This is a genomic window from Flavobacteriaceae bacterium GSB9 (assembly GCA_022749295.1).
GTDB lineage: Bacteria > Bacteroidota > Bacteroidia > Flavobacteriales > Flavobacteriaceae > Flavisericum.
The window spans coordinates 3,443,443-3,455,587 of sequence record CP062007.1 but is presented as its reverse complement, the minus strand read 5'-3'; the positions used below and the strand labels follow the sequence as shown (position 1 = coordinate 3,455,587).

The 12,145-nt window shown below is 38.1% G+C and carries 9 protein-coding genes; all 9 read left to right on the top strand.

Features of this window, described 5'->3' with window-relative positions:
* Window positions 1-2 precede the first annotated feature (2 nt).
* The 9 genes from GSB9_03069 (at window position 3) to GSB9_03061 (ending at window position 12,143) form a co-directional block, all read left to right on the top strand.
* The gene (locus tag GSB9_03069; protein ID UKM66479.1) at window positions 3-1,016 is read left to right on the top strand and encodes a DUF4861 domain-containing protein; all 1,014 of its coding nucleotides are present in this window, start codon (window positions 3-5) and stop codon (window positions 1,014-1,016) included.
* A gap of 12 nt (window positions 1,017-1,028) precedes the next feature.
* Complete coding sequence (locus tag GSB9_03068; protein UKM66478.1) at window positions 1,029-2,270, top strand: glycoside hydrolase family 88 protein; 1,242 nt, start codon at window positions 1,029-1,031, stop codon at window positions 2,268-2,270.
* A 24-nt stretch (window positions 2,271-2,294) separates the two neighbouring features.
* Complete coding sequence (locus GSB9_03067) at window positions 2,295-3,923, top strand: glycoside hydrolase 43 family protein (protein ID UKM66477.1); 1,629 nt, start codon at window positions 2,295-2,297, stop codon at window positions 3,921-3,923.
* Window positions 3,924-3,935: 12 nt separating this feature from the next.
* Complete coding sequence (locus tag GSB9_03066; protein ID UKM66476.1) at window positions 3,936-5,609, top strand: glycoside hydrolase family 28 protein; 1,674 nt, start codon at window positions 3,936-3,938, stop codon at window positions 5,607-5,609.
* A 141-nt stretch (window positions 5,610-5,750) separates the two neighbouring features.
* On the top strand, window positions 5,751-6,662 hold the full coding sequence (locus tag GSB9_03065) for an alpha/beta hydrolase (GenBank protein UKM66475.1): 912 nt from the start codon (window positions 5,751-5,753) through the stop codon (window positions 6,660-6,662).
* Between the two features lie 31 nt (window positions 6,663-6,693).
* Window positions 6,694-9,189: a glycoside hydrolase family 95 protein gene (locus tag GSB9_03064; protein ID UKM66474.1), complete on the top strand. Its 2,496-nt coding sequence runs from the start codon at window positions 6,694-6,696 to the stop codon at window positions 9,187-9,189.
* A 2-nt stretch (window positions 9,190-9,191) separates the two neighbouring features.
* Window positions 9,192-10,040, top strand: a complete 849-nt coding sequence (locus GSB9_03063) for a rhamnogalacturonan acetylesterase (GenBank protein ID UKM66473.1) — start codon at window positions 9,192-9,194, stop codon at window positions 10,038-10,040.
* 3 nt (window positions 10,041-10,043) lie between these two features.
* On the top strand, window positions 10,044-11,006 hold the full coding sequence (locus GSB9_03062; GenBank protein ID UKM66472.1) for an alpha/beta hydrolase: 963 nt from the start codon (window positions 10,044-10,046) through the stop codon (window positions 11,004-11,006).
* A gap of 366 nt (window positions 11,007-11,372) precedes the next feature.
* Window positions 11,373-12,143, top strand: a complete 771-nt coding sequence (locus GSB9_03061) for a rhamnogalacturonan acetylesterase (protein UKM66471.1) — start codon at window positions 11,373-11,375, stop codon at window positions 12,141-12,143.
* Window positions 12,144-12,145: the final 2 nt, after the last annotated feature.

The following is a 12,145-nucleotide window of genomic DNA, read 5'->3' as shown; positions in this document are numbered from 1 at the left end:
TTATGAAAAAGTTAGCAATTTTATCATTGGCCTGTTTAGGCCTTATTGCCTGTAAAGACAAAAAATCAAATACCGAAACTGTTGAAAATAAAGCTGTTTCAGAAGAAGTGGTACCGCAAAAAACCTACGCAGAAATTTCCATTGCCCAAGGTGGCACATGGGTTGACGGCCCTAGAGGTCATAAGGAATATGATGGTGGAACGTCTTTTAAAAATGTAGAATCGCTTCAAGTACCTGCCGAGCATACCGACCATTCATGGTTTATCCGTTATGAGGGACCCGGCTGGGAAAACAGTAAAATTGGCTACCGCCTCTATTTAGATTGGCGAAATGCTATCGATATTTTTGGTAAAAAAGTAGATTCTATTGTTTTGCCTTTTGTTGGTCAAGACGGGTTCGACTCATATCATGAGCCCTCTCCTTGGGGTCAGGATATTTTAAAAGCCGGGAAATCAATGGGCATTGGTAGCTACGGACGCATTGTTGCCGATACCATTGTGCATTTTCAAAAGGTTGAAAATACCTTCGCTAAAGTTGAAAATTCAGAATACAGCTCTTCAGTACATATCAATTACAAAGGCTGGGAAACTGGAGGAGAAAGTATCGACTTAGATTCAAAACTAACTATCTTTCCTGAGGGACGCCATACAATAGCTGAATTAACGCCTTCAAAGGAAATTACCGGACTTTGCACCGGTATTGTAAACCATGGGGTAGCTTTTCATAAAAAAGAGGGTGAAAAATGGGCGTACATTGCTACTTATGGTGTGCAAACTTTGGCTAGTCCACCTGATAATTTAGGTATGGCTTTATTCTACAAATTAGACGATGTTGCCGAACAAAAAGATGGACAATACGACCATTTGGTTATTTTTAAACCCACTACAAGCACCATATCTTACTACTTTTTAGGCGCTTGGGAGCAAGAACCTAATGGTATTAAGACCGAAGAGGCCTTTATCGCTGACCTTGATAAAAAATTAGAATCATTAAACACCACAAACGCAATACAATAAAAACCTATGAAAATGAAAAAAGCAACTATATATATTGCACTGTTTGCACTGGCCGTTGGCTTGTTTACGTCTTGTAAAGACACTAAAAAAGAAAACGTACAAGAAGAAACCGCTACTGTAGAAAAAGTCGTTCCCGAAGATTTGAAATGGTCTGAACGCATGATGCTTTCAGAAATTCATCGTTTTCCAGAAGCTACAAAACTGGATTTTTCAACAAAACCACGTTGGACTTACACGCCTGGTTTAGTGTTAAGTGCATGTTCTCGTGTTTATGAAGCAACAAATAACAAAAAATATTACGATTACATCTACGATTATGCAGATACTCTAATCGATAGTACGGGTACAATAGACACCTACTCGTTAGAAAAACAAAATCTAGATATGATAAAGTCTGGTGATGTTCTTTTGTTTCTCTACCCTATCACCAAAGAAGAACGTTTTTTAACCGCTATGCACACCTTAGACAAGCAGTTGCAATCGCAACCATCAACGTCTGAAGGTGGCTACTGGCACAAAAAAAGATATCCGCACCAAATGTGGCTTGATGGGCTTTACATGGCCGAACCATTCCATGTTAGATATGCTAAAGAATACGTTGATGACGAAGAGGAAAAACAAGACATCTACAACCATGCTGTATTACAATTCGATTTAATTCAAAAGCATAGTCGGGATGAAAAATCCGGCTTATTATATCATGGTTGGGATGAAAGCCGTGAGCAAAAATGGGCAGATAATGAAACTGGAAACTCACAACATTTCTGGTCACGCGGTATGGGCTGGTACGGTATGGCTATGGTCGATGTATTAGACTTTTTACCAGAAGACCACCCCGGTAGAGAACGTATTATAAAATACTTAAATCAATATGCCGAAGCTGTAACTAAAGTTCAAGACGAATCAGGCTTATGGTGGCAAGTTTTGGATCAAGGTGACCGTGAAGGCAATTACCTTGAAGCTACAGGAACGTCTATGTTCACTTATACTTTTGCCAAAGGTGTGCGTAAGGGATATTTACCTGAAAAATATTTGGACGTGGCTAAAAAAGCCTACCAAGCTTTATTAGACGACCTAATTACTGTTGAAGAAAACGGCGTGGTTAACCTAAATCAATGTTGCGCGGTTGCCGGATTGGGTGGAAACCCTTATAGAGATGGGTCTTTTGAATACTACATAGGAGAAACCATTAGATCAAATGACCCTAAAGGTACTGGGCCTTTTATAATGGCTAGCTTAGAGCTAAACAAATAAAATGCCCCAAAACAACTAATGTCAATGAGACTAAAATTATTAATACTTTCATTATTCTTCACCGCCATTCTATTTGCTCAAAACGAGAAACCTTATGTGTCAGACGTATGGGTAGCTGATAATGGTGATGGCACATACAACAATCCAATTATTTACTCCGATTATTCCGACCCCGACGTGGTTCGTGTTGGTGACGATTATTACATGACAGCTTCTAGCTTTAACGTCGCTCCAGGCTTACCTATCCTGCATTCAAAAGATATGGTAAATTGGAAACTGATAAACCATGCTCTGGAAACCCAAGTTCCCGAAGAGCACTTTAGCGTTCCACAACACGGTAATGGTGTTTGGGCACCGGCCATACGTTACCACAAAGGCGAAATTTACATTTATTGGGGAGACCCCGATTTTGGAATTTATATGGTAAAAACCAAAGACCCATATGGAAAATGGGATGAGCCTATTTTGGTTATGGAAGGCAAAGGCCTTATTGATCCATGTCCGCTTTGGAATGACAACGGTGATGCTTATTTGGTTCATGCCTATGCAGGAAGCCGTCGTGGTGTCAAAAGTTTACTTACAGTAAATAAAATGAATGCTGAAGGTACCAAAGTTATTGATAAGGGAGTCCATGTGTTTGATGGTCACGACAATCACGAAACCGTTGAAGGCTCTAAATTCTACAAACGAAATGGCTATTACTACATTTTTGCTCCAGCGGGTGGCGTAGCTACGGGATGGCAGCTTATTTTACGCTCTAAAAACGTTTATGGCCCTTATGAAGAAAAAGTAGTTTTAGAACAAGGAAGCACTGAAATTAATGGGCCTCACCAAGGCGCATGGGTAGATACACCAAATGGCGAATCTTGGTTTTACCACTTTCAGGATGTGGGTGCCATAGGTCGTATTGTCCACCTGCAACCTATGAGCTGGATAAACGATTGGCCAGTTATGGGCAAAGATTTTGACGGTAACGGTATCGGCGAACCCGTTAAATCGCATAAAAAACCAAACGTTGGCAAAACCTACCCTATTGAAACACCTTTGGAAACTGATAATTTCAACGAATTCAACATTGGGTTGCAATGGCAATGGCACGCCAATAACGATGTGGTTTGGCATGCTAAACTACCAGGTGAAGACCACTTGAGATTATTTTCAATTAAAGTACCAGAAGATGCACCAAACTTATGGATGGCGCCTAACTTATTGCTTCAAAAAGTACCTGCACCCGAGTTTACAGCTTCAACAAAAATCACTTTAATTCCTGAGGAGGCCAAAGAAGGTAAAACAGCAGGCTTGATTGTCATGGGGATGGATTATGCCACATTGAGTATTTCCCATAACGATGATGGTTATTTCCTAAAACAAACCGAAGCCATTAACGCCATTAAAGGCAATGAAGAACAAGTGAACGAAGAGGTAAAACTGAAATCGAACGCTGCTTATTTTAAAGTAGAAGTTTTGGCTCCCGATACTATGTGCCAATTTTATTATTCTGAAAATGGTAAGAAATTCAAAAGAATAGGCAAACCATTCAAAGCCAGGGAAGGAAAATGGATTGGCGCTAAAGTAGGCGTATTCTGTATAAGTACGCAAGAATCTAAACGTGGTGGTTATGCCGACGTCGATTATTTTAAAATTTCAAAATAATTCAATTCAATAATGAAAATTTCAATAACAAAATTAGGGTTAATGCTATTAACCCTTTTTTGTGCAAAAAACTTAAATGCACAACAAATAAACGAACAAACCATTTATGATGGCATAGCTTTTAATATGCCCAAAGTAAAAACAACAAACTTCCCTAATTACAGCGTAAGTATTTCCGATTTTGGCGCTGTATCCGGAGGTTTGGTTAAAAACACCGAAGCCTTCGCAAAGGCCATTAACGACGTAACAACAAAAGGCGGCGGCAAGGTAAACGTTCCAAGAGGTATATGGCTTTCAGGCCCCATTACTTTAAAAGACAACGTTAATTTACATTTAAACGACGGTGCATTAATTCTTTTTAGTGATGATTTTGATGACTATCCGTTGGTAAAAACCAGTTTTGAAGGTCTTAACACGGTAAGATGCGTGTCGCCTATTAATGCCAATGGTGCTGAAAACATTGCTATTACAGGAAATGGTATAATAGACGGAAATGGCGGTGCATGGCGTCCGGTAAAAAAATCGAAAATGACAGATGGCCAATGGAAACGTCTAATAAAATCAGGTGGAGTTGTTTCCACAAACGGGAAAATTTGGTTTCCATCAGAAAAATCAAAAAAAGGTTACGAAAGCACCACCAATTTTAACGTTCCCGATTTAATAAGCGACGAAGAACTGCAATCGGTAAAAGATTATTTGCGGCCAGTAATGGTTAGTATCGTCAATTCTAAACGCATTCTTTTAGATGGCCCAACCTTTCAAAACTCACCAGCTTGGAACATCCATCCCTTAATGAGTGAAGACCTCATCATTAGAAATCTTAATGTTAGAAATCCGTGGTACTCCCAAAACGGCGACGGACTTGATTTGGAATCCTGTAAAAATGTGTTGATTTACAACAATACCTTTGATGTTGGCGACGATGCCATTTGTTTTAAATCGGGTAAAAACGAAGATGGCCGAATACGCGGTATGCCTACCGAAAATGTCATTGTAAAAAATAATGTAGTGTATCACGGCCATGGTGGGTTTGTTATTGGCAGCGAAATGTCGGGTGGTGTTAAAAATGTTCATGTTTCAAACTGTACGTTTTTAGGCACCGATGTTGGGCTGCGTTTTAAAAGTACCCGCGGGCGTGGCGGTGTGGTTGAAAATATCTATATATCTGATATTGATATGGTAAACATTCCAACGGAGTCTATTCGTTTTAATATGTTTTATGGTGGTAATTCCCCTATTTTAGAAGACGATCAAGATGCAGAGGATGAAAAACGTGATGAAACCATGATGCCCGTAACTGAAGAAACACCTTCATTCCGAAATATTTTTATGAAAAACATTAAGGTATCAGATTCTGAAACGGCTATATTCTTTATGGGATTGCCCGAAATGAACCTCAAAAATGTATCACTTGAAAATTCAATTTTCCAGACCAAAAAAGGGATTACGGCTATCGATGCCGATGGTATTACACTTAAAAACGTAAAAGTTATCGCTTCGCAGGATTATGCCTTAACGGTTTACAATAGCAAAAATGTTTCGGTAAGTGGACTGTCATTTTCCGAAAGTGAATCACCTATAAAAGTTTTGGGTGAAAAAAGTGCCCATATCGAGTTTGATAAAAATGATTTTTCAAATTCAAAAGCACAGCTGAAACAAGGCAAAGGTGTTGACAAAAAGCGATAAAACTAAAGTAACATAAAATCATTACGTCATTACGAGCGTAGCGTGGCAATCTTTTTTTATTAAGAGTTCTCTTCGGTCATTCTTCCCTGGTAATGATGCATATATTTACTAATTACATATCATTCAAGATAAAACACAACCATGACAAAAACGGTATTCGTCTATTTAACTTTTCTATTTTCTTTGGCTACCTTAGCCCAAGAAAACATCTCATTATGGCCCAAAGGAAAAATGCCAAACACCAAAGGCTTGATGCTTGAACACATTGAAGAACGTGAACGTATTACACAAGTTTCAGAACCTAAAATGTTGGCGTTCTTTCCTCCAAAAGAAGAACAAAATGGCAGTAGTATTTTAATTTTACCGTCGGGTGGCTATCAAAAACTCACTTATAATTTAGGTGGTATTCAATTGGCTAAATGGTATAATACACAAGGTATTACCGCTTTTGTATTATTGTACCGTTTACCCAACTCACCCGATTTAATTATTAGTGAGCAAGGTCCCATTCAAGATGCGCAGCGTGCTATGAAGCTCATTCGGACTAATGCCCAAAAATGGAACCTAAATAAAGGCAAAGTAGGTGTTTTTGGTTCATCGGCAGGTGGCCATTTAGCTTCGACCATAGCAACACATTCCACTGACTTTTCAAATATTGAAAACGACACTATCAGCAAACAATCTTTTAAACCTAATTTTATGGTGTTGGTTTCGCCCGTTATCAGTTTTGGAAAATATACCCACGAGGGCAGCAAAAAAAACTTCCTTGGAGATTACCTTACTACAGAGAACATTCATTACTATTCCAACGAATTTCACGTTTCAAGACAAACGCCTCCAACCATTTTGTTCCATGCCCAAAACGACCATGCCGTAAACCCCATGAATAGTATCTTATTTTATCAAGCCATGTTAGAAAATAATGTTAAAGGGTCATTGCACATTTTCCCGAAAGGCGGACATAGCATTGGTATTTATAACGCATCAAACCTTACAGAACTATGGAAAACCATTTCAACAAAATGGCTTAAAGAGATAGAAGTTATACCTTAAAACTTAGAACTAACCAGGTAATAACTAAAACATGAATCGCACTAATTTTATCTTAAAATTTTTTTTAGTACTCACCCTTATCGTTTGTTCGCTTTCGTGCAAAAATGAAAATACCGAAAGTCAAGCAGTATCAAACAATATAATGTGGTACAACAAAGCCGCCAATAATTGGAATGAAGCCTTACCTATAGGAAACGGTCGAATTGGTGGTATGCTCTTTGGTGGAGTTGAACACGACAAAATTCAACTTAACGAAGAAACCGTTTGGGCAGGCGAACCTGGAAATAATGTACCAAAGGACTATTATAAACAGATTGAAGAGATAAGAAATTTGCTGTTCAACGGCAAATACAAAGAAGCCCAAGACATGGCTAATGCCGTGTTTCCTAGAGGTGCCGAGGAAGGCAATAATTACGGAATGCCTTACCAAACTGTTGGCAACTTGAATTTAAATTTCCCAAACCATCAAAATAGCACTCATTACAAAAGAACATTAGATATAGGAAATGCAATTTCTACAGTATCTTATACCCATAACGGCATTGATTATAAAAGAGAGTATTTTGTTTCCTATCCAGAACAAGTCATGGTTGTTCACCTTACAGCCAACAAGCCTAAAAGTATAAGTTTTAATATGTCTATGGACAGCCCTCAAATTGACCATAATATTTCGTACAATAATGGACTTATTACGCTAGCAGGCACCACCGGAAATGTAGATAATAAAGAAGGAAAAATAAAATTCACCACCTTGGTTGCGCCTAAATTTGTTGGCGGTGAATTGGTAAAAAACGACGAAAATATTGAAATAAAAAACGCTGATGAAGTTACCGTATTTGTAAGCATCGGAACGAACTTTAAAAATTATAAAGATTTAAGTGATTCTGCTGAAAATATTGCAGAAAATCATTTAAAAGTGAGTCAAACAAAACCTTTTGATGCACTAAAAAAGGCCCATGTTGAAGATTACCAAAAGCTTTTTAACCGCGTATCTCTTGAATTGACCAAAAATACCAACGATTCTATACCAACAAACAAAAGATTAGAAAATTTTGCCACTAACGAAGACTTATCGTTGGTATCATTATATTTCCAATTTGGAAGGTATCTATTGATTTCCAGTTCCAGGCCCGGGGGGCAACCTGCCAATCTTCAAGGTATTTGGAACAACCATTTATCTCCGCCTTGGGACAGCAAATACACGGTAAATATCAATACCGAAATGAACTATTGGCCGGCCGAAATAACTAATTTATCGGAATTACACCAACCTTTATTTTCCATGCTGGAAGATTTATCGGTAACCGGTCAAGAAAGTGCACAAAAAATGTATCATGCCCGCGGTTGGAATATTCACCACAACACAGATATTTGGCGAATTTCAGGAATTGTAGATGGTGGATTTTATGGCTTTTGGCCTATGGGAGGCGCATGGTTGAGCCAACATATATGGCAGCACTATCTGTTTACAGGAAATACGGAATTCTTAAAAAAGTACTATCCTATTTTAAAAGGCAAAGCCCAGTTTTATGTTGATGTTTTACAGGAAGAACCCGAAAATAATTGGCTGGTTGTTGCTCCATCTATATCGCCCGAAAACAAGTACTTAAATGGTGTTGGTGTTACTTATGGAACAACCATGGACAATCAGTTGGTATTTGATGTGTTCAGTAATGTTATCAATGCTTCAAAAGTTTTGGGTATCGATACCGAATTTGCCGATTCCATTGCGGTTATGAAAAAACGTTTGCCTCCTATGCAAATTGGTCAACACAACCAATTACAGGAATGGATAAAAGATTGGGACAGCCCTAACGATAAACATAGGCACATTTCTCATTTATACGGTTTACATCCATCAGCTCAAATTTCACCATTTAAAAATCCAGAATTATTTAAAGCTGCCGAACAAACCTTAAAATACCGAGGAGACAAATCTACGGGTTGGTCTATGGGTTGGAAGGTGAATTTTTGGGCGCGCTTATTAAACGGAAACCGAGCATACGATTTAATAAAAACCCAATTAACATTGGTACACGATGGCACAACTGATGGCGGAACTTATCCCAATTTATTGGACGCCCATCCCCCATTTCAAATTGATGGCAACTTTGGTTGTACGGCTGGCATTGCAGAAATGTTAATCCAATCGCACGACGAAGCACTCCACCTTTTGCCTGCCCTACCCGATAGTTGGCACGATGGCGATATTGAGGGGTTAAAAGCAAGAGGTGGTTTTGAAGTGGATCTGCATTGGAAAAATAACCATTTGAATTCGGTTAAAATAGTATCTGAATTGGGCGGAAACCTTAGACTAAGAACTACTGAAACTTTGGTTGACGCCAACGGAAACGAATTGACCAAAGCAAAAGGCAAAAACACAAATATCTTTTACCAAACACCAGAAATTAAAACACCTCTTATTTCTGAAAAAGCTGAAAAACGTATTTTAGAGCTTCCTGAATATAAACTTTATGATATCCAGACCGAAAAAGGAAAGACTTATCAATTTCATGTAAAACGTTAAAAATGAATTTTAAAATTTCAACTTATTTCCTAGCAATTTTATTTGTACTAAATTTTTCCTCCTGCAACTCCAACAAACAACAAGACATTGCGAAAGAAAAAGAAGATGAATCTAAAATCACCACCATTTATTTGATAGGAGACTCCACTATGGCCGATTATACCGGCGATTACGACAAAGGTAAAGACTATATGAAAACCCGATACCCCGTTACGGGCTGGGGGCAAGTGTTTCAACCCTTTCTGGTTTCCGATAGCTTAAGTCAAGTTTCAAACCTTATCAGAACTGATAGCGCTTTGGTCGATGACCGTGCCCGTGGCGGACGAAGCACTCGTACTTTTTTTCAGGAAGGAAGATGGCGCGCCGTTTATGAAAACTTGAGAAAAAACGACATTGTTATCATGCAGTTCGGGCATAACGATGCTGCCGAAAATAAGACCGAACGTTACGTAAATATTGAAGGCTACAAAGAATTTTTAAGGCTATTCGTTTCGCAAACCAGACAAAAAGGAGCGGTCCCTATTATTTTAACGCCTGTGGCAAGAAATTATCCTTGGAAAGACGGCAAACTTGAAGATGTTCATGGCGCATACGACCTAGCTCCAAAAGATGTAGCTGAAGAAATGGATGTGTATTTAATCGATTTAAACTTAAAGTCGCGCGAATTCTTCACCATAAAAGGAAAAGATTTTGTTTCTGAAAATTATTTTATGAACCTCCCTGCTGGCAAATATGAAGCCTACCCAGATGGTGCAGACGATAATACACACTTTCAAACCAAAGGCGGCATAGAAGTTGCACGATTGGTGTTTGAAGGACTAAAGGAAATAAATTCAACCGTAAAAAAATAACATATGAAATCGCTTTTTCCTCTTTTTACCATTTTTCTAATTATAGCGTCAACTTCAACATACGCCCAAAAAAAAGAAGATTACAAAGAATATACGATTGAAAACACATATAAAAAACTAAGAAAGCATTTCCCCAACGTTTCGCCCATTAAGCCGTTGGTTTCTAACGATATTAAATACAAAAAAGACGTTACCTACAAAAAAACGGAAACCAGTAAATTAAAATTGGATGTCTACTTTCCAAAAAACAATCGCAAAAAAACCTTTCCAGCTGTTTTACTTATTCATGGTGGTGGTTGGCTTACAGGCAGTAAAGAAAACGAACGTGTTATGGCACAACACTTGGCCTTAAATGGCTATGTGGGGGTTTCTGTAGCCTACAGATTAGGTTTTGAAGCCACCTACCCTGCTGGAGTAAACGATTTAAAAGACGCCATTATTTGGTTAAAAAAACATGCTAAAAAATACCACATAAACCCTAGTAAAGTGGCTGTTTTAGGTGCTTCTGCTGGAGCTCAATTGGCAACTCTAGTTGGTGTAACACCAAACTCGTCCCTATATCATATTGATAAAACTATTTCGAATGAAGTTCAGGCCATTGTTAATATAGATGGCATTGTATCGTTCATTCATCCTGAAGCGGCCGCCGAATCGAAACCTGGAAAAGCGTCTATGGCCGGTATTTGGCTAGGTGGAGAAAAAGAAGAAAATTTCGAAAAATGGAAAGAAGCTTCACCTTTGGAATATGTTGGTAAAAATACACCCCCGACGATTTTTATCAATAGCTCTCATGAAAGATTTCATGCAGGGCGCGATGATATGATAAGTATTTTAAGCCAACATAATATTTATAACGAAGTCCACACAATTCCCGAGAGTCCGCACTCCTTCTGGCTTATGCACCCTTGGTTTGAAACTACGCTAAACTACACAGTAAACTTCCTAAATAAAGTTTTAAAAAATTAATAATGACAATATGCCCGTGAGCTTACTGGCGAACAAGTAAGGTGGGAGGATTTAAAGCGTTTTGGAAAGCTTAGCAACGCTTACCTAAACGAAACCAATCCAGATATTACAGGCTTTGTTGACAGAAAGCACACCGTAAGGCCAATTCCTCAAGCATTTTTAGACGCTATAGGAAATGCCAACGAATTTGGCACTAACGGGTATTAAAATTTAGTATTTAGTTTAGTTAGTTTTAGTTTTTGAAATATTACCCATGTTCCTGTTAAAAGTAGGATACATGCGGTAATATTTCATTTTTACCTCTATTCTAAATTAGGAATTTAAGGAAATAGTTTATTCATTTACAAAAACTAAACTACTTAAGATATGAAAACTAAATTTTTAAAAAGTATTTTATTCCTATTGTTATCCTCCTGTTTTTTAATGGCACAAGAACAAATAACAAACATTTATTTAGTTGGCGATTCAACCATGTGTTTATATGATGATAGCCGATTTCCACAAGCTGGTTGGGGCATGCCGTTCGTTCATTTTTTTGATGAATCTGTTGCCATTGAAAACCATGCAAAAGGCGGAAGAAGTTCCCGGTCATTTATTGAAGAAAATCGTTGGCATCCTATTGTCGATTCTTTAAAAACCGGTGACTATGTTTTAATTCAATTTGGACACAACGACGCGCATAACTCCAAAGACCACCCCGATAGAAAAACCACTCCCGAGGAGTACAAAACATATATGGCCAAATACATTAATGAAACCCGGGCTAAAAAGGCCCAACCTATTATTATAAGTCCTGTTACCCGATGGAACTTTGATGAAAAAGGTAAAGCCATAGAATGCCACGCACCCTACCTCAAAGCGCTAAAAGAAGTAGCAAAAGCATACCAAGTGCCCTTTATTGACCTTGATACAAAAAGTCGTGAACTTCTCAATAAAATGGGAAAAGCATGTTCTAGATATTTGTATATGTATTTTGAACAGGGTGAGTATTTTAAATTCCCCGATGGTTATCCTGATAACACACATTTTACCGAATTCGGTGCCCGAAAAATGGCCGAAATTGTGATTAAAGAAATTAAAAGTCAAGGTTTAGAACTTGCAGAACATATTATAAAACCATATAGGAGAAAGAATTAGAT

Excerpts from the sequence above, each read along its gene's own strand:
- GSB9_03064 (UKM66474.1), top strand. The coding sequence starts at position 6,694 with ATGAATCGCACTAATTTTATCTTAAAATTTTTTTTAGTACTCACCCTT.
- GSB9_03061 (UKM66471.1), top strand. The coding sequence starts at position 11,373 with ATGAAAACTAAATTTTTAAAAAGTATTTTATTCCTATTGTTATCCTCC.
- GSB9_03062 (UKM66472.1), top strand. The coding sequence starts at position 10,044 with ATGAAATCGCTTTTTCCTCTTTTTACCATTTTTCTAATTATAGCGTCA.
- GSB9_03067 (UKM66477.1), top strand. The coding sequence starts at position 2,295 with ATGAGACTAAAATTATTAATACTTTCATTATTCTTCACCGCCATTCTA.
- GSB9_03066 (UKM66476.1), top strand. The coding sequence starts at position 3,936 with ATGAAAATTTCAATAACAAAATTAGGGTTAATGCTATTAACCCTTTTT.
- GSB9_03068 (UKM66478.1), top strand. The coding sequence starts at position 1,029 with ATGAAAAAAGCAACTATATATATTGCACTGTTTGCACTGGCCGTTGGC.
- GSB9_03069 (UKM66479.1), top strand. The coding sequence starts at position 3 with ATGAAAAAGTTAGCAATTTTATCATTGGCCTGTTTAGGCCTTATTGCC.
- GSB9_03063 (UKM66473.1), top strand. The coding sequence starts at position 9,192 with ATGAATTTTAAAATTTCAACTTATTTCCTAGCAATTTTATTTGTACTA.
- GSB9_03065 (UKM66475.1), top strand. The coding sequence starts at position 5,751 with ATGACAAAAACGGTATTCGTCTATTTAACTTTTCTATTTTCTTTGGCT.